The organism is Clostridium ragsdalei P11 (assembly GCF_001675165.1).
GTDB lineage: Bacteria > Bacillota > Clostridia > Clostridiales > Clostridiaceae > Clostridium_B > Clostridium_B ragsdalei.
This window is the reverse complement of record NZ_LROS01000035.1, coordinates 1-20,423: the sequence shown is the minus strand read 5'-3', so window position 1 is coordinate 20,423 and position 20,423 is coordinate 1. Positions and strand designations below refer to the sequence as shown.

The following is a 20,423-nucleotide window of genomic DNA, read 5'->3' as shown; positions in this document are numbered from 1 at the left end:
GAGAAGAAATAGGTAAAAGCCTATTTCTTTTTTTCTGCACTAATTTTTCGAAAGGCATATATATAAGTAAAAGTTAAAGAAAGGGGCGAATTGCTATGGCAGCAAAGTCAACAAAGCTTTCAAGTACACTTTCTATTGTAGAAAAGACAGGGCTTAACAAACAGGGTAAAGAGATACTTAAGAAAGTTACACTGGGCAAGATTGCAATGGATGCAGCAGATCAGGATGTATATGATGTTGTAAAAGCTGTAGGTGACATACTGACTTATCCTGTAAATGAGATTCAAAAAGTGGACAACACCGTAATTACTAATGCCTAGTTAGTGGGCAAAAATCAGGAAAGGAGGAGTTTAAATGGCAAACAGACTTAATATGAGGTTTACTACCGAGGAAGAAGGCAAATATTTTTCCTTGAGTGTGGACAACGTAAAAGAAGATGCAAATGGACAGCCTTCAGTTACCCAGGAACAGGTCGCATCTCTCATGGATCTTATAATTGCAAAGAAAATATTTGTTACTAAGAACGGTGCATTGGTTGGCAAGAAGGATGCTAAGGTTGTAACAACAGACTCAAAAGAATTTGAAATGAAATAGATCATAAAGGTCCTGCAGATGTGCAGGACCTTTAAATTTAGGAGGTGGCATTTTGAATATAATAAATTCTAATTTAAGTTTCAGAAGCAGTTTAAGCTGGGGAAACAACCCGCAGGCAGTCGTGCTCCACCATGCATATGCAAAAGTGTGCAGTATAGAGGATATCCACAGGTGGCACCTTGAAAATGGATGGTGCGGATGCGGTTATCACTATCTTGTGAGGAAAGACGGTACTATATATACGGGAAGAAATGAAAAGGCTGTAGGCGCCCACTGTCCAGAATATAATTCTAAATCTATAGGAATATGTGCTGAGGGTGATTTCAATGTCGAGGTTATGGGTCAAACACAGTACAGTGCATTATTAGAATTAACCCGTTCCATGTTAAGTAAATATGGAGTAAGTAAAGTATACGGTCATAGAGAATTATATTCTACTGACTGCCCGGGAAAGAATTTCCCGCTGGACAAAATAAGGGGTGAAGCTGCAGGAAGCGGTGGTAAATTAATTTATTCTGGATATCTTATAAAGATGAATTCTAATTTGGAAGATAGTAATGTAAAGGCTGTTCAGGAGAAGCTTATGAGCAGAGGTTATAATGTTGGAAGATGTGGTGCTGATGGATTCTTTGGAGGGGGTACCCTGGAGGCAGTGAAGAGTTTTCAGAGAGACAGCGGGCTTGCAGTTGATGGTATCGTTGGAGTTAATACATGGACTAAGCTGTTTGGATAAATTAATACCAGTATAAAGAAGGTTGATATCATAAAAATGATGCCAACCTTTTTTATACTATCACATCAAAACCGTAGGGTTTATCTATAATTTTTGCATTCTTATCATATTTAAGGAGATATAGTGACATATATATATCCCCTGTACTTCCCAGTAAGTTTATTATAAAAAATATTTCTCCAAGCCATACAGGAAGAAGTAAACAGGTTAATGATATTAACAATACTATTTTAGCCCCAAATCTTATTTTCCACCAAATAATTTAAAAGATCGTAGGGTATTGACTTTAATCTTTTTACTATGTTCATAAAATGAATTTTTTATGTATTACTTTATAAGTCTAAATATATGGGAATTCGTTGAAAATTGAATAATATGGTGTTGATATAATATTAAATCTTTAAAGTGAAAGATAGTGTACAAAAACATGATATACTTTTAATAAAAGGAAACTTATATTTTAAGATACTGTAATAAACTTAAGGGGGATAAAAAATGAGTGAAAATCCGATTAAAGATGCAGCAATTGAGGTTTTAAAAGAACGCTCAAAAGAAATTTATGATGATGGATTAAAACCAGTAACAAAAGAAGGAGGTGAGATTCTGCAAACAATTGTAGGGTTATTTAATAATGTTGTTTTATATCCAGTAAAAAAGGCTAATCTTACATTTAGGTATAAATTGGAACAGTTTGAGAAAGATTTAAAACTCAAGACAGATAATATACCAGATGATAAACTAATAGAGCCTCCATTAAACATAGCTGGGCCAACGATAGAGGCATTAAAGTATACATTTGATACAAAAGAAATTCGAGAAATGTATATTAATTTATTGTCATCATCTATGAATGCTGATACTGTTAGGCTAGCCCATCCATCATATGTAGAAATAATAAAATCTATGACTCCGTTAGATGCGATTGTATTTAAAAATGCTGCAAAAGATTCGAAAAATATTCCATGTGCACGTGTAACAATAGGATTTGATGATAAATCATATACATATGCAATGCCAACAATATTTGCTCCAGATTTGATAGGAGAAGAAGATCCTTTTTTAGTTTCTTCAAGTATTGAAAATCTTTGCAGATTGGGGATACTTACACATTTAGAGACTTCAATTGTAGGATACGATTATGATTTATTTAAGCAACATCCCTTTGTTATGAAACAGTTTGAGAAATTTAAAAACGTAAACCCACGGCTTAAATTAAAAATAGACATTGTTAAACAGGTTATTTTTGCAAGTGATTTTGGCAAAAATTTTGCTAAGGCTTGTTTACAGTATTAGGATTATGAAATAGATACTTAGAAAAATACCGTATTATTGAGAAAAAATGAATTCTACGGTATTTTTATGCTTAAAATTACATGACGGAGGATATAAATATGAAGTTATTTTCAATTGAGTTAGACAGTATTAATTAGGAATCTGTGCCAAGAGTTAAATTGTCTCATGAGTTTAATAAACTTAATAAATATGTAGCACTGGCCAAGCTTTAACTCTTCCCGCACTCAGACAAAAAGCTTGGCCAGTAGCTTTGATTTTAATGGGATGCTCCGCCCCAAACCCAAGAAGTAATGCTCCTCAGTCTTATACTAGACTCGTATTTCCTCGCATGGAAGCTTTGGACAAGCACTTTCTTTTTCACTTATTTTATACCTCAATAATCTCTGAAATACACACTCTCTAAATTGCAGTTTCTCCCCTGCAGCGTTCAAAACAAAGGCATGTCCAAAATCAAAAATTATGTAAATGCCTTCACATAATACTTTAAATAAATATCTCTTCTGCGACTTTATAAAACTAGCTTCTATACTTTTTACAAAATAAAATTAGCTCATATCTATAAGATAAATATTATTATATCATTTTTTAAACTACACAGATAATCTATATTATTTTGCCCTTTTTTATTGTTGCTAGAAAAAATTATTATTATATAAATGCTATTTTATATATTTTCTACCCTATATATTTTTAAATAATAAATAGCTGTATACTTTCTTTGAGCACCAGCACTTTTTTAATCCTCGTCAGCCTTATAACAGTTAAGTCTCCAGACAAAAATTAAAGGAAGGCTTCCTACGAATAAAGTGCTTCCTTAATAAATCATAAGAAGTTCCTATTTTAACTGTACTGCCGGTGTATTCATTTGGGGTCATCCTGCTGCGCATAAACTATTTAATTAAATTGGATTTTTCACGCACGGTTGGCACCTTTGACAAGCCCAGGGCTAGTCCACCTTATACATGCCATTTACAGGGCAGGCATAAGGACGGCTTGGGTATATAACAATTCAAAATGTTAATTTTAATTATACTCCTATTTTTTAATATGGTATGTTTGATATATGATTTTCTCTTTGTTAATAATAGATATCTAATACATTAATTAATCCAATCAACTAAATCATAATGGTCATCATATTTTTGCCTCAAATCTCTTGTAATTTCTATTAGTCTCACGCGATTTTTCTCAATTAAGTCTTCTAGTTCAGGAGAAATGATCTCCATTTTCTTCATAATATTTCTCATAAATTTGTTACTTAAAAATAGTCGTGGTGGGTTATCCTTATATATCTTAGTTATACTTACTACAAAACTGGCTTTAAGCTTTTCCAATTTATCATTTCTCTTTAATATTTCTTCCTCATTCATTTTTAGAATAGATGGCCTGAGTTCTTTATCCTTAAAAGCTTCAAAAGTATTCTTACTATCATTTATCATTTCATATACCATAAAAATATACTCTCCAAGTTTTTTTATACAATTGTCAACTTCTAATCGTGGATAAATTTTTTTAAAAATTATTGACTTATCAAATAGTGCAAATAAATCTCCATCATTAATTTGCCAATATTGAACTAACTCAATATCTTCAGCTATCTTATTAAAATATAACTCTATTTCTTCTTGGGAACTATATTGCAACAATAAATCCCATAATCTTTTATTACATTGATTTTGATCAACCGTATCATATAGCAATCTTTCAAACACTAATTTCCTTTTGTTCGGAATCTTCAATAAATCTTGTTCATATACATCCTGAATATTAGTAATCCTTCTATCGTCATGATTGTACAACAAATCAATTACTTCTCGTAAAGCAATATCAAATGCTCTGTTTAATTCATTTCTCCTCAAAACTTCTACTATGACAGCATCCCACAATTTACAGTTGTCATGATGATATCCATTCCACCACAAAGGCTGCGGATATCCACAATGAATATTAAGACATTGTTCCAATAAACCTTTCTCAAGTAATATATCAACTATATCAGATACGCTCTTGTTATCTATACTTTCACCTAATATTTCAACTTGAATCTCATATGGAATAGTCTTCCTGCTTAAGGAAACAGCCTTTATCCAGTTAACATCCTTTCTGGTTGATTTATACAAGTTAAATATTATCCTTTTTTCTTTATCAGATAGGTCATTCCAACAATCAATGAAAACCTTAATGTTAGATGTAATAAAACTTGTTTTTTCAGTTGACAGCATCATTTCAAAAATATTTTCCCTGTAACTAAACTTATTTCCAGTTCCATCCATTAGATACTGAGCTACACTCATTCCATAGTCATTTGGTAGATTATACTGTAAATATCTATCTAGCCAATTAAACCATGCAATAGAAAGTTCAATAACTTTTTCTTCATCTTTAATATACTCTAAAGAGTGCTCTATAACTCCTACCATATGCGGCTCATTCATTCTAACATATTTTGAAGGAAATTTATTGAGAAATACGACAAAAACCTCGTGCCATACATTCCATAATTCAATTTTATCTTTCTCCTCGACTTCACTCCAATCTATGCTTTCTTCAGAATGCTCATCTTCAAAATTTTCTAAGAATTTTTTTGTTTTTATAGCCACAGACATGATATTTAATGAACTTTTAAAATAATCTAATATTTTACATCTTGATTCACTACTATATTTTATCCATGAACTAAGTGCCCCTCTAAATAGACTATAAATAACCCCAGGGTGTTCATGACTATTTAAATATTCATCAACTTTTTCAAATTCAAAAGCATAATTTTCAAATATTAATCTAATTGCTTTTCCACGTATAAAACTTTCATCATATGATAACGCTTTCTCTAAAATATTAAGTGGTATAACTCCACTATTTTTAATGTTTAATGAATTCCACATTTCTTCAGATGATATGTCAATCCCGTCAATAGTTTTCTTCAATAATGAATCAATTTCATAGTTACTTATTTTATCTTGTAACCAATCACGATAAGAAAACCCTTTTCTTTCCGAAACATTAAAGTAAGGTATACCATCATACCAACAAATACCATCATTATTAATACTCTGATCATATACTAATGCATTAACAAATCTTTTTTGTTCTGATTCATTTAAATCATTAATCCTACGGTCAAAAAACATTATAACTTTGTCTCTAACAGAAGGAAAAATAGAGTCCAACCCAATTAATATAAGTCGTTTTAACTCATTATCTGGATTTTCTTTATATAAGTTTTCAATCATTGTCAAAGTACACAAATTAGCATTGATTGAAAGTGAACTTAATATATTTTGAACTAAGTCTATTACTTCCTGCTGTTCTAACACATCTACAAATTGCTTTTTTAATAATAACTGCGTAGCAAAATGATAGATTGGATGTACAAACATAATCCTTTTTACATTATCAATTTGTATATATCCATGCTGCTGAAAATACTTAAGCTCGCTCTTGTACTCATTATCTAATTTATACTCCCAATTATATTTAGGATAATTCTTATTTTCATTATCTTTTAAGTCCTGATTTAAAGTAAATTCGGTGTGTTCTTTTCTATCTTTATATATTCCTGGTTTTTCTTCACAATCACTTAAAATAAAAGCTAAATCATTTAAAGTAACAGTTTTATATGTATTACAACTTAATCCTAATGCAATAAAAATCTTACTTGCCACACTTCCTCTTCTGTCTATACTTCCAGCCAAATCATTAGAATCTATACTGGCAATACTTATTATATCTACAGGCCTTAGTGATATCAAATCACTCAATTCTTTCTTAGCACTATAAATATTTGCTATATGTCCTAGTTGAAGAGATGAGGTTTTCTCAGTTTCTCGAAGCCATTTTATTACATCATTACATAGTGCTTTTGATTCTATAGAATTCCCATAGTAGTTTCCCCATAGTTCTATCATTTTTTCTGAACTATATAACGTTAAATCAATCCAGCAATGTGAATCAATCGAGCATTCATTAATAGCTTTTTTTGATGTTGCATCAAGGAGAATATCTTTTCTTGAAGTTATTATAATTTTTCTATTTGGTTTAGACTCTCGTATTAAATTTCTTATTTCATTTAAAATACTTATCGCATCTTTTTTAGTTTCAACCTGTCCAAAAGGATCTTCTAAAATCAACAATCTATCTTCAATACTTCTATGTCTAATAAATGAAATACCTCCATCATCCCCATAGAGCTCGCCCACTTGCTTAACTTTATAACCATTTTCAAGATATTCTTGGGCTATATCTCTTGCTAAGTAACTCTTTCCACAAAAAGATACACCTGTAAGTAATAAAACATTATTAGTGCTTAAAATTTCTACACATGATTCTCTTTCTATCCTTTTAATATAATTTTCATTTCTATTTAAAATAATGTTTCCACTATACTTATCGATTATATGCATTAAATCGATAGTAATTGAAAGGTCCGTACCTCTACTGTGCCTTATCCTATCTAACAACTTAATTATTACATCATCAGTTTCATCTTGAGGTATGTAAAATTTTTTATTTAATAAGTATCTAATCTTTTCAGTTGAGTAAACTTCCGTATACTTTTCTCTTAATTTTATTTTTTTCAATATATTTCGTAATTTATTATTTGTTATGTCATCTATAAATCTTTCTAAAAAGGTTTTTCTTGCTATACTTATAGAGCTACTATCAGAATAGCAATTCTTTATGCATCCCTTTATCTTATTTAAATATTCATTATTAAATCCAACTCTCAATTCTGTATGAATTACTCCTTCATCAACAAATAGACTAACATCATCTTTACTTCTTGCATCAGAAATAAATACAGCATATCTGTTATTATCTTGATCCAATTTATTCAATAGACTGCAACTTACGCTTTTGCTTTCAAAATGGCTTATCCACTCGACAAAACTTTGTAGATCTATTTCTTCTGCACTTCTATTCTTCACTTGAATGTCAATTATATATTTTGTTCCATCTTGGTTGAAAATTATTTGGGCATCTTCTCCATTTTTCTTTTCTATGTATATTTCTATTTCATCTTTATCCAAGTATTCTAATGCAAATAATAGTGAATTTAAATACTGAAAGTCATATCCTTTAGGTCCAGATATTTCAACAGACATATTTAATCCTCCCTCGCTACTAATATTAATAATACTATTCAGTATATTATTTTCATATATTCAACAAAGTTCTATTGTTCGCCATAATGTTAGATTTCATGAGTTTCCCATTATAAACATAACCTGTCCAATTATATAAATAATAATAAACTAAAAGGCCTCAATTTTTTCCCAAGGATACATTCCATTTTTTGCGCTAAATAAATCATAATATATTTATCATCTTTAATTACATAATTTTTCATATACTTAACATCCTATTGTTAGCTTAGCTGGTATTATAACTAGTAGAAGGTTATATAAGTAATGCTTAGTTTATTGCCCATGTTTATATTTTCCAAATAAGTTTTTCTTACTTAAACGTATAATGCTCTTGATTTATCAAGAAGTTATCAAATTTAGAAAACTTTGTTTCTGTATACTTTATTTCTTTGCCAGCCAACAATATATGATCAGAATAACCATTACAATAAATTTTATTGATGTAACTTAAGCGTTCTGGTTCATAATTAACATTATTTTGTGAACATGTTTCCAAAAACTTAGAATACCTAAACACATTACTTAGCTTAATTTTCTTTGCATCTTTCCAATACATGTCTAATGAATTCTCATCATATGGTGGAAATTTGTAGCAAGGCATTGGAATTGCTAGATTAACCAATTGTGGATATGCATAGTTATCTTGCATTTTCTTTGATAAATATGCTATCCCATCAATTCCTAATTCATTAGCCACTTGCATAAGTAATTGTGAAATAATATATTCTGATTTAAAACTTCTATTCACTTCCAGTACTTTAAATGATGTTGCACATACTAATGGGAACATCTCAATTAAACTACAAACATGATGCAACTCATAATCCTCTACATATCCACCGCCTGTGCTTCCATTAATTGTATGTTGAGATATACACATATTTAGTATTTTCAAATTATTAGGAAGTTTATACGATGCTACTTGAAATACATCTGCTTCCGGCATTCCCATTTCTAACCAACATCCGAAAGATGTTGTTGCTACATACAAACATGGAACACCAGCAATACTAAATCTCTGTGTTTTAATTAATCCTCTTTCATCAAATGGTATATGTAGCATATCTCTTTTATTTATAGATTCTACTTTCACTCTTGATTTAAAAAAAGACAGTGGATATTCATTCATCTTACTGTATTCATCAGTATAAACCTTATCATAATTAAATTTCTTGGACTGAATATCAATTGGAGCCATACCTCTAAAAGCATAATTTTTATCAACTGTAGCAACTATATATGACTCATTACAATAGTCTTTAAGTATCTCTTTAATGCACTCCTTCGCTTCTCCTATCCTAGCATTGTTGTATAATCTTAAGCTTTCTATTAATAGTTTAATATTTTTTTTCGTTTTATCCAAGCATTGTTTTTCTAAATTAGGTATTTCCTGTACATGCTTAATATATCTCTTCAAATATGCCAATAATTCAATATAATAGTCTTTATCATTTGATACAACACGTGGTAGTGAAAATTTATTCATATCTGTTGGTATAAATTTTACCATATTTGTGCACCTTCTTATTCATAATCTAAAACTTCCACCTATATATTTCTTAAATTCTTCAGATATAACTTAAAGTAAGTATAATAGATAAGTTCAGCTAAACTATAGTAAAAGTTCAAACATTTTCTAGGTAATCTAACACTAATCATTTTATATATTTTTTTATTGTTCTCACAATTCGCCTTTGATAATTTGTCATAACTTTGTTTATTCTATAAACATCCTTATTTATTACTTCAATACTATATCCCCTATTTTCTAACATATTAAGTAACCACTTAAGGCCTTCATCTTCTAATCCAAAATAGCCTTGTCCAACTTCTTCAATTATCTTTTGTAATTGTTTATCCTGCGAATTTATTTCAAAAGTTACCTCTTCACTATATTTTTTTATTTGCTCTTGCACATACATTGCTACAAAAGGAACTATAATTGTAGCAACTAATCCAACTTGAGCAATATCTATTACAATGCTTCCATCTTCCATATGTTCAACATTTGCACTATTTCTATATTTTTTCAATATAGAACTATTTCTTGTTAACATAAAACTTCTTCTTGATCCATAAAAATATTTTTCTAAAGAATGTCTATCATTATCTTCTATTAATCTACTAAATACAATAAGCTGATAAATATCAATTGATAAATAACCTAAGTCATAAAGGGAGTTATCCCCAAAATCTAAATGTATTCTTAATTTAGGTTTATTTTCAACTGATGAGTCAATTTTGCTTTTATCCATTAATATTCCTCCAATATTTTAACTTTTGTTAGATATATTTTTAATATAACTTAACATTTATTTATAGTATCTTAAATTTGGGGACTTCTAATTATTTCTCTATTATCACCTACTTTTTTCATCATAAGGCTAATTTATAATTTATTCGCTCTGCAATCTATGTTCTTTCTGTACCTCTATCTTTTATTTGTAATATTTAAAAAATTCACAAAACACAATATCTTCAATCTTTCTTTTGATATCCCTCAAATTATTATACATGACAAGTTTTTCTAGATCCGGCTGTATAATATCATATGATAATTCAGCCCCAAATTGATTTCTTAATTTTCCTATTAGGTTGCTTGCAGTGTTCTGAATAAATGTTAATTTTTCTTCCACTGGCAGATAAACAAAGTAATAAACCATATCAAATCTTGATTTCAGCGAATTGGGAATATGTTTTTGATATTGTAACTGTGTCATATTGGAAGTAAAAATAATAATATATCCATTCAATTTATGTTCAATTCCATGCCTATCTGTAAATATACCATCCTCGAGTAATTCATAAAAAAAATTATACACAGCAGGTGTCGCTTTTTCAAACTCATCAATCAGTATTACTCTAGATTTTGATGTGGCAATTTTATTTATAAGTTCACCGCCTTCTTCGCTGCCTACATATCCTAACGGCGAGCCAATCAAGCTATTTAAAACACCCTCATTTGAATAATTTCCAAAATTAATCTTAATCAACGACTCACCAGAAAACATTTTTTGTGAAGCAATTTTAGCAAACTCGGTCTTTCCTATGCCAGATTCTCCGCATAATAAAATAGAGAGAATTTTTCTTTCTCCCATTTTGTTCAGAAATGCAAACTTCAAAAGATTATGTTTGAAATCACTTTTGAATACATCATGCCCCTTAAGTGTCTGATTAATACTGTCTGCCAATATATTCATGTCCTCTGCATCTGGGATAGTCCATCCTTTTTTAGCTTCATTAGTATCATCTACATCATCATTCATATAAACTTCTTTCGCGAATGTAAATGGAAAAAACTCAACAATAGCAGGAAGCAGACCGCTTTCCAAACTATATTTAATTTCTTTTATTCCTGAAATACGATAAAGAAGTATTTCAAGTGGAAATATAAGATCATTTCTCAACTTTATAGTTCTGATGGCAGACGAAATATCAACATATTCAATTTCTTCATCTTTTATAATACAAGCAATTTTATCAATATTATATTGCAACAAAACGCCTTGATAATTTTCAATCACACTTGAAATCGGAATAAGAGTACCATCTTCGTGCAACTTTTGTACTGTTCCATGATTCTTATACACATATAAACTTAGTGGACAACATTTTTCATATTCTTTCTCTTCTTCTTCTCGATATTCTCTTTCAATTATGTCATTGCAAAACTCAGTATTAATATCCTTCTCATTAAAAAAATATGGGAACAATTCCAGAAAAGATGTAAGAAATTCTGCATTCAGACAAAAATGAACATTCTCATATTCTTCTACTAATGTCCAAAAATATCTTTCCGTGAAAGTTCTATAATAATTACCGTCTTTTATCATATTCGTAATATCAACAATTGTATTATCGATATCTTCTGTAACTAATTTATCCATGTCTGCTAATGAATCACATTTATAGAGCAAATATGCAATACTCGCAAATCGGTACCCACTCAACTTTTCCTGCAACTTTTTCAGCTTATTCTTTTCATAAACGTATAAAACTGGACTCATGCTACTCCCCCTTGTCAAAATTCAACTCCTGTATAATTGCAATTACATCTATGAGATGCAGTTTCCCTCTTAACTTCTGATGATGGAATTCGAACTGAATATCGTTTGAGTTTGAGGTATTATTGCTTAATTTCATTATTTCCATGTCCTTATGCTTATCTTTTTCCTTATTATAAGATTCGGACATCATTTCCAAAAATTTTGAAGAAATACTGTCTCTCTTTGAAAAGTCAATTTCACCACGATAAATACCAATCAAACTTAGTTTCCCCAACTGCAAATCATTATGCTGATAGCCATTCTCAAAGTTATCAGTAGATTTGTAAGGCAGTTGAATCAGATAGTCCTTTGCTTCTCCAGCATTCCATTTATATGAGAACACATAATCGATGGTGAAATCATCCAACATTTTATCCATCATCTTGTTAAGATTTATTTCAAGATCATCATTTTCCTGATTTTTAATCTTACTATCCTGTAGAACATTTAGAATCATAACTGTATCATCAATATTTCTTTGCTGCAATTCAATATTATCAAATACAGTCAGATCACCGATCTGTAATTCTTTTTTCTCCTCCTTCTTTCTTTGCGCAGTCTCATATATTTTTCGAAACATAATCGATTTGGTTGTTTTTACATCAAAGTTCTCATAAACTCTCTTCTTCGAACTATCCTCCACAGAATATCCCATTTCTGTAGACAAATTATCCTTCTTACCGAAAGATAATGAAGTACTATACTTTAAAAGTTCTTCCGAAACCTGTTCTCTTTCAATTGTCTTCATAATCTTATTGTCAATTAGCATCGCTATCTCATGTGCCTTCGAAGTATTTAAATAGAACAGATTAAATAATTGATTAGACAGATTATTTTGAGGTTCCACATTTTTTTCTTTTTCCATAACACGAGCTAAAATCACACTAATAAAAAACATCATGATTATTCCAAAAGAAACAACCTCATACTGATTCTCCATCCATATGTTAAAATATTTTATTTTAATACTGCAAAGAAGCATAGCCAGTGATATCAGACTTGTAGTTTCAAGGGATATTGCTACAATGCGTATTTTTCTTATAAATTTACATACAATATTTAAAATCAGATACAGTAATACAGGTATCACTACCCAATACTGCTGTATCTTTAATCTTGTATAAAAATGATAGATTGTGTAATCGAAAAGAAACATAAGTAAAGAAAAAGAAAGTATGCAGTAGCACCTTCTCCATTTTAGATTTTTAAAAAAGTTCATCATAATTTATCTCCTTATTATATCTCACAGTGTGATATATTGGACAGTTTTTCTTTTTTAGAACAAACATTTTTTGCCTTCTGATTATAAACATTCTTTTCAATTATTTAAGTTTAGTCTTGATATTAATAATCAAACTTCCCATTATTTCTATAATAAATTATTTGTAAATTTGGAATTATAGACATAACCCACTATACCTACTACACATTTATATAACAAGAGGGTATGTCCTAATTATATCATATAAATCCATATTATTACCTATACTTACAAAATAATCATTATCCTATATAAATACAAAGTACTATTTATTATAGGGTGGGCTTGCCTTGTAACGCCGGCCATATAAACAATTTGTACATAATACTCATATCTCGGCCGAGTATTAGAAGCATGTCCACCCTTTCACCTGTATACTACAAATTGTTTAGAAATATTTTAAAAAGCTATCTAAAACTTCATACATATAAAGACCTGTGAGTGCTCCCCCGAACGCTTGTTTATTTCGCTAAACAATAGATTTGACGACTGTATCAAGCTTGTGACCCTAAAGAATTTACCCAAGGCTCTGCTACAAGCTTGTACTTTCGTTAAATCTCCCTTTGTTTAGCGAAGTAGCACAAGCGAAAGACCCCAGAGAAATGCCATGAAAGGGTGGACTTGCCTTGCTGCAAAACCTTATATGGACATGTCTTTTTAATGCTTGTACATATAAGGTTTCTGCAGGGAGCACGTCCACCCCTCTGCACTATGCCGGGTACCCAAATAAAGGACTAGTTAAAATCGTATATTTCTTTGCTTTTAGAAGATCCGGATAAAGGAGGAACTTATAAAAGCTTAGAAATACTAGATAGAAACCTGTCCTTTTTTGGGTGGCAGTTAAAGTGCCCTAATATATGAGATATGAACTATACACTATACCACTTATATTTATACTTATATTACAGTTTAATTTATTTTACTTTTATAACTAATGACTATATGTAGTTATGGACTATATCTAAGTTAAGTGATTTTAATAAATTTGAATTTACTTTTTATCACATTATATTTTCATGATTTATAAAATTGGTATTACATATGTTATTACAAGAGCGGAATCTATTTTATTATGATGAGGTTTACTGAATAAAATACTATATTTGCCTTTGGACTAGCTATTTTTTTGAATGTAGTGAAAAATAATAGCTAGTCCAAAGCTTCCATGCGACTGAAAGGAGCCTATTATAGAACTTCGAAGGATTGCTTCCTGGGTTTTGGGGCGGAGCATCCCATTAAAATTAATTGCTGTGGACATGCTTTAATTCTGAGTGTGGGAAGATTTAAAGCTTGGCCATAGCTTCATAAAACTTACCATTACACCACATGGGATTTTATCCATAGTACAATGCCTTCTTGTTTAAGTTCTCCTTTTGCTATATCTAATCCCATGTCAATGAGTTCTCCTTGAGTAAATTTTATTTTTATTTTGTTATATTCAAGAAGTATTAACATTACATATAATCCTGTTCTTTTATTGCAATCTACAAAAGGATGATTATTTATTATGTTAAAACATATATTAGCACATTTATCTTGAATTTCAGGATATAAATCTTGGCCATCAAATGTTGCCTTTGAGTTTTCTATTGCAGATTTTAAAAGATTTATATCCCTAATCCCATGTGATCCTCCTGTAGTATTTATCATTTTTTCATGCAATTTTAATATATATTCAACTGAAATATACTTCATCTATCTGCTAACTCCTTAAATGCATACATATTTTCTTTTAAAATTTTATCAGCAATTTTATCTAAATTTTCTTCTTCTGAAGATGCTTCTTTGCTAAATTCATCAAAATCTAAAAGAACATATTTAGGTTTATTATTTTTCATTATTACTACAGATTTACTTTCATCAACAAGTTTAGCTACTTTAGAAAAATTTTGATTAGCTTCTGACATTGAAATTATTTTTTGGGTATTTACTAACATTAATATTCCTCCTACCTCATATATTTATTTTATATTTATTATTATATCACAAAATAGGATGAATTTATCCTATTTTAATAAATATATTATGCTATTTTCAAAGTTTAAAACATTTATATTTAATACCAATGGGTATAAAATAAACCTGACTGCATCTTTAACAGTCAAGTTTGAAATTATTCCACTCCTAATGCCTTAAACACTGCATCCTCTGGAGTCTGATAAAATGATATTTGAAATTTAACAAATAACTCTGGCGGCACAATTCCAATATCCACTGCTGATGACATCGGAATTAATATTTTCTTTGCACCGGAATCAAAGCATACCTGCAGCACATTTGCTAGTTCTTCCACCTTACTTATAGTTCCACCTATACTCATAGATCCTAAAACAACTATCTGACTTTGAGCCGGTCTATTCATTGCAGCAGAACACAGGGCAATAAATGCTGTTAAAGCCAGTTCACTTGTAAGACCAACTCCATGAATATCCTGAACATGCATCAAATAATCTTTTGTTCCAGTACTTATTGTGCCACTAATATTCTTAGAATTTGCTTTAAAAAATCTAAAAGCTGTTTCAATGGCTTCCTTTGCCTCTCTATCTGAGCCAAGTCCAGTTTTTTCAAACTTGCCTGAACCATTTACAACTTTCGTTTCTATCTTATATGCTCCAATCATTCCAGATCTTCCTCTTCCAATTGTATATAGATGTCCTGCCTTACCTATACCTTCTGGAATAATCTTGCCTCCCCCTTGTTCTGGAACAGATACAAATTCCTCTTCCATTGTTTCATTATCTATATAAGAAAAATTAACATCATAAAACTCCATTCCGCCAATCTTTTTTAACTGTTCCTTTACTCGCCGTCTACCTACGAGAGCGTATCTTAATATTTCAGCAATATCGTCCTTATTATATTCTCCATTTGGATATATAAGTTTAGTCAAGCCTGAAACTGTTTTTCTTACTGCTATTACATCTCTTTGATTTAGATTATTTCCTAATTTAAAATACTTATCAAAAGCATCAGTAAATGAATGCTTTCTCATTTCTCTACACCATTCTGATAAATAATCAGTTATATATCCATATTCATCCGTTAAAAATTCCGGACGCATCTTGGGAACTTCCCAGCCTGGTAAATAATAATGCATTCTATCAAAGAAAGCAGAATCATTTGCCATAGCCTCTGGAAATGGTTCAAATAAGTGAGATGTTTTTAAAAGCACTTCTACACTTTGATTTATATTACCTACAAAAATCATTGAAGCAGATGCATTCTTTTCCTCTCTTCCTCTAGCAAAAGATCCTGAAGCCATGTAATCTTTCATTATCTGTATTCCATCATTATCTTTAAATGTAATTCCTGCAACTTCATCAAAAGCAACAGCATCCCACATTCCAACAAGTCCAATTTTTCTTGAAGCCATGTTATAAAAAAGATTGGCAACTGTAGTTTGTCCTCCAGAAATCAATATTGAATTTGGAGATATTTCCTTGTAAATATGAGATTTACCTGTTCCACGCGGTCCAAGTTCACATAAATTATAATTATTTTCAACAAGTGGAACCATTCTCTCTAGCATGTGCCATTTTACATTGTAGTCTAATTGTGTAGGCTCCATACCTATACTTCTTATTAAAATGTCTATCCACTCTTCTTTAGTAAAATTCTTTCTGCCTTCCATTATTTCATCAATATCCAAATTAGGCATTTGAATGGGAGTTAGACTATCAATATTAAATGGGCTTACATCTCTAGCAGTTTCATCATAAAAATAAGATATTTTAACTATATTCCAAATTCCACCTGATAATAGTTTTTCAAATTCTCTAACATAATGTGATGATATTACTACACCTTTTAAACCAAGGTTAGAAAATTCTGCTTCGTAAACATCCTTCTTTTCGTTTAGCTTTACGCTTACTTTATCAATTACAGTATATCTACCTAACTCTTTTATTTTTGACTTTATTTTTTCTGCTTCATCCGGCCTTACAAAGTTATCTGCAAGTATTTTTTTAACTCTCTCTACACCATCATTTATGCTATCTTCATCATATGTAGCACAGTACATTCCAAGCAAATATTCTAATACATAAACTGGGACATTTGCTCCTTCTTTTATTTTTTTAGTTAAATCTTTTCTAACAACTCTACCTTGAAAATAGGTATTAAGTTTTTTACTTAATTCATCCATACCTTTTCCCCTATTCAAATTTTAAAATCCAAAATCATCAGATATCGCAATATCAATAATAAATAGTATCTTCTCATATATATTCTCTACCGCTTCTTCCTCATCTTCCATTATTAAGTAATACTTCTTTTTCTTATCATATGGCATGCTTTTCAATGTAAACTTTTCTTTATAACTTCTGTCCTCAGGTTTAGTCGATTTACTATCAGCAATAATTATATTTTCATTACTAATCCTATTTCCTTCTTCATCAGTAAAATAAATTTTTAATCTTACTGGTATCTTTTTATCCTCTACCTTCTCAGTTTGGAAAAACTCTAAGTAAGTTATAACACTAGTAATTTTTCTGGAGATATTAGTAAGTTTAACTTCTACTTTTTTTGTATCTGATTTTCCATTCTTACTTCGATCATTTTTAAACTTTATAACTGGAACTACAATTTCCTGTAATGTTGCTCCTCCATGAACAAAGTTTGCTCCTTCTCCTTGAACCTTAAATCTATTTGAGCCTCTAGGAACAGTAACATACTTGCCGCTGTCTTTTCCTAGTATATAATCCATAGAAAAGCAAATTGTCCCTTCCATGTCTTGTTTTTTATCACTGATTATAAATCTTCGCTTTTCAACTGCTGCATCCTCTACATTTTTAGATGTCTTATCACTTTCAGTTATTAAGCCGCGCTTATATATAAATCCGTGATCTGAAGTAATATATATATTTGAAGCACTAACGTTATTAATCAAGTCATTTATTAAAGTTTTTAACTCCTTAAAAGTCTCATCCACAGCATTAAATACTTCTCTTTCTGTTGCTGCATGATCCCCTACTGCGTCTATAGAATTATGATATATATATATTAATTTCTTTCCATTAAAAGTTTTTCTAAATTCGCTTCTTGACATTTCTATTAAATCTTTATATTGAATAGCAACACTGTTCTCAGAGTATTTTAATAAAACTTTTTCTCTATTATCTGTTCCAGCAGAATTAATACCGTCTACTATTATTTCTGTTTTATCATCTATTTGAATCTTATCGTTAGGGAGTAAACTTGCCATACCCAATTTGGTATAAGAAGGTATTACCCCCTGCATAGCATATATCTCCGTAAAACCTTTTCTTTCAATATTTAATATATCACTAAACTCTTTTGCAGACTCATATCTTAATGCATCTGATACAACTACAAATACTCTTTCACCTTTAATCACATGCTGTTTTATAAAAGCATTGTAGAAATCCTTTTGTTGAGTAATAAGTGGTATATTCCAATTATCTTGTAATTCATCACTAATGGCATTAGACCATTTAACTGATAATTCATCTACAAACCAATTTACATAAGTATTCTCTACTTTCTCCCTTAATTCAACCAATGCTTCCTTATCTTCCAATTTGTCAAAGGCTGCATAAAATCTTCTATATGCCTTATCTATTACATAATACTCATTTGTATACTTTTCAAAAAACTCTTGGACTTTATATTGTCTTATAAATTCACCTATGTTCTTTTTAACTTTAAACAATTCCACAGCAGCATTTATAGCTTCATATTTCTGTGCAAAATCATTGAAAAAGTGCGTTGTTCTTCTCGCTGATATTATTTCAGTATATTTATCATATTCGCCAATATCATCTAATAGTTGTTCTACTAGTTTACTTATAATTGCCTTATCAAAAGCCTTAAATACATCACATTTTATGTAGTTATCAATATCCCATTCTTTTATATACAGCTGTATATTTAATTTATCTTCGAATTTATTTGAAAGTGCATCGTATATTTTTGAGTCTACAGAATGACTCATAAAGTGGCTCATGAATACTATACAATCTGATTTTTTAGAAGATACATATTTTCCCCAAGTCCTTGGTATAGCTTCATCTAGTGTATAACTCAAATTTGTAACCATAAAAAATAATATTAACTTTTCTAAATTTCTGTCCTCTAAATTAAATCCATAATATTTCTCAACTAATCTCCAAAATGCTTTTACATCACCAAACTTTTCTATAGCCTCTAAATATTTATTGTTATCTTTTAATTCTTCTGCAAACAATGCTTTTATCACCGATTCAATGTCACAAACATCTAATTTACACAATACAGAAAGCACTGCTATATCAATTTTTTCTTCTGTATAATTTTCTATTTCATATTTCGTAAAACTTGCATATCTTTCTTTATTATTAAAGAATTTTAGATACCTCTTAAAAACACCTTTTAAGCTGTCATCCTTTACCCCAAGTTCTCTCATGATAGCAGTAGTTTTATCTGTAGAAAACTCAGTACTATATTTTAAAATATCTAAGAGATAATTTTCTCTTGGTGATGGTTTCTGCATATTAGCATAAATAAGAAAATGTGATACCTTATCAACTTTTTCAATTTCATATTTTATTGCATAACTATTATTTTCAGTAAGCTTTAAACCCCTTACATTATCGGGGCTTAATTCATCTATATCTTCAGCAAATTCGCCTTCTTCATCATACCAGAAAACTATATGCCTCTTTTTTCCGCAGTCAAGTTCCTTATTAAATGTTTCTGTTAATACATTTTTTATCTCTTTTAAATTCATATTTCACCAACTTCCTTTTAAACAAGTTCAGCAGACCATGTCTGCTGAACTATTAACTAGTAATCTATATTTTTGCCAATAAATTAGCCCTTAACGGCTTCTTACCTTCCCCTTGTGGTACTTCTACCTCCTGAAATTTAGCATAATTTACTTTAACACCATCATCAAGATCTATACTTATCTTCTGGTTTGCTACATGGGCAATAACTTGATCATATTGAATACATTCAAGTATCTGCTTTTGTATCTTTTCCTTTTTCTTTCTTGCTTCATTTTTTTCTCTTGCTGAAGCATTGGCATTTTCCATAATCATATCTAATCTATTTACTTCAGCCTCATATTTTCTTTGAAGCAAGTGTAGATAATCTGTTCTAACTCTTGCTACAGTACCAACATCATATCTATGCATGTAAATTAAAGCCTTAAATCCATCATTCTTACCTGAGTCAAATAGCCAATAAATAGGTCTTTTTTGATAAATTTTAAGATGATCCTTATATAGGGTTTCTAACTAAAATATTAACTTATACAGAATAATTAAAATTCTTCTCCAAATACTAAATGTACGGAGAAAGGAGTTTTAATTATGGGAAGAAAATCATTTGAAATAGAATCACTGTAT

Annotated in this window: 15 protein-coding genes; 4 read left to right on the top strand and 11 right to left on the bottom strand. The window is 30.0% G+C overall.

Annotation, left to right across the window (positions count from 1 at the left end):
• Nucleotides 1–95: 95 nt before the first annotated feature.
• The 3 genes from CLRAG_RS14585 to CLRAG_RS14575 are packed head-to-tail and all read left to right on the top strand — an operon-like array spanning nt 96 to nt 1,327.
• On the top strand, nt 96–320 hold the full coding sequence (locus CLRAG_RS14585) for a DUF1659 domain-containing protein (protein WP_023162381.1): 225 nt from the start codon (nt 96–98) through the stop codon (nt 318–320).
• Between the two features lie 34 nt (nt 321–354).
• Nucleotides 355–594: a DUF2922 domain-containing protein gene (locus CLRAG_RS14580; RefSeq protein ID WP_065079093.1), complete on the top strand. Its 240-nt coding sequence runs from the start codon at nt 355–357 to the stop codon at nt 592–594.
• Between the two features lie 52 nt (nt 595–646).
• Nucleotides 647–1,327 (top strand): peptidoglycan recognition protein family protein, encoded by a 681-nt coding sequence (locus CLRAG_RS14575; protein WP_065079092.1) that lies wholly within the window; start codon nt 647–649, stop codon nt 1,325–1,327.
• A 52-nt stretch (nt 1,328–1,379) separates the two neighbouring features.
• Here the strand turns inward: CLRAG_RS14575 and CLRAG_RS20575 are convergent, their stop codons facing one another.
• Nucleotides 1,380–1,550 (bottom strand): hypothetical protein, encoded by a 171-nt coding sequence (locus CLRAG_RS20575; protein WP_154104997.1) that lies wholly within the window; start codon nt 1,548–1,550, stop codon nt 1,380–1,382.
• A 272-nt stretch (nt 1,551–1,822) separates the two neighbouring features.
• Between CLRAG_RS20575 and CLRAG_RS14570 the strand changes: the two genes are divergently transcribed.
• Complete coding sequence (locus CLRAG_RS14570; protein WP_065079091.1) at nt 1,823–2,620, top strand: DUF4393 domain-containing protein; 798 nt, start codon at nt 1,823–1,825, stop codon at nt 2,618–2,620.
• A 1,100-nt stretch (nt 2,621–3,720) separates the two neighbouring features.
• On the opposite strand, the gene CLRAG_RS14565 is transcribed toward CLRAG_RS14570, so the two are convergent.
• From CLRAG_RS14565 to CLRAG_RS14520, 10 genes are all read right to left on the bottom strand, one after another.
• Entirely contained in the window at nt 3,721–7,725 is a 4,005-nt protein-coding gene (locus CLRAG_RS14565) for an nSTAND3 domain-containing NTPase (protein WP_065079090.1), read from the bottom strand.
• A 352-nt stretch (nt 7,726–8,077) separates the two neighbouring features.
• Nucleotides 8,078–9,277, bottom strand: a complete 1,200-nt coding sequence (locus CLRAG_RS14560; protein WP_065079089.1) for a hypothetical protein — start codon at nt 9,275–9,277, stop codon at nt 8,078–8,080.
• 145 nt (nt 9,278–9,422) lie between these two features.
• On the bottom strand, nt 9,423–10,022 hold the full coding sequence (locus CLRAG_RS14555; protein WP_065079088.1) for a hypothetical protein: 600 nt from the start codon (nt 10,020–10,022) through the stop codon (nt 9,423–9,425).
• A gap of 183 nt (nt 10,023–10,205) precedes the next feature.
• Entirely contained in the window at nt 10,206–11,774 is a 1,569-nt protein-coding gene (locus CLRAG_RS14550) for an AAA family ATPase (protein ID WP_065079087.1), read from the bottom strand.
• 1 nt (nt 11,775) lies between these two features.
• Nucleotides 11,776–13,035 (bottom strand): hypothetical protein, encoded by a 1,260-nt coding sequence (locus CLRAG_RS14545; protein ID WP_154104996.1) that lies wholly within the window; start codon nt 13,033–13,035, stop codon nt 11,776–11,778.
• 1,356 nt (nt 13,036–14,391) lie between these two features.
• Entirely contained in the window at nt 14,392–14,769 is a 378-nt protein-coding gene (locus CLRAG_RS14540) for a type II toxin-antitoxin system death-on-curing family toxin (protein ID WP_013239894.1), read from the bottom strand.
• Complete coding sequence (locus CLRAG_RS14535) at nt 14,766–15,011, bottom strand: type II toxin-antitoxin system Phd/YefM family antitoxin (protein ID WP_013239895.1); 246 nt, start codon at nt 15,009–15,011, stop codon at nt 14,766–14,768. Before CLRAG_RS14535 ends, CLRAG_RS14540 begins: the two co-directional genes overlap by 4 nt.
• A 176-nt stretch (nt 15,012–15,187) precedes the next feature.
• Nucleotides 15,188–17,218: a protease Lon-related BREX system protein BrxL gene (brxL, locus tag CLRAG_RS14530; RefSeq protein WP_065079086.1), complete on the bottom strand. Its 2,031-nt coding sequence runs from the start codon at nt 17,216–17,218 to the stop codon at nt 15,188–15,190.
• A gap of 21 nt (nt 17,219–17,239) precedes the next feature.
• Nucleotides 17,240–19,801, bottom strand: a complete 2,562-nt coding sequence (pglZ, locus tag CLRAG_RS14525) for a BREX-1 system phosphatase PglZ type A (protein ID WP_065079085.1) — start codon at nt 19,799–19,801, stop codon at nt 17,240–17,242.
• Between the two features lie 64 nt (nt 19,802–19,865).
• Nucleotides 19,866–20,210: a hypothetical protein gene (locus tag CLRAG_RS14520; protein ID WP_065079084.1), complete on the bottom strand. Its 345-nt coding sequence runs from the start codon at nt 20,208–20,210 to the stop codon at nt 19,866–19,868.
• Between the last annotated feature and the right edge of the window lie 213 nt (nt 20,211–20,423).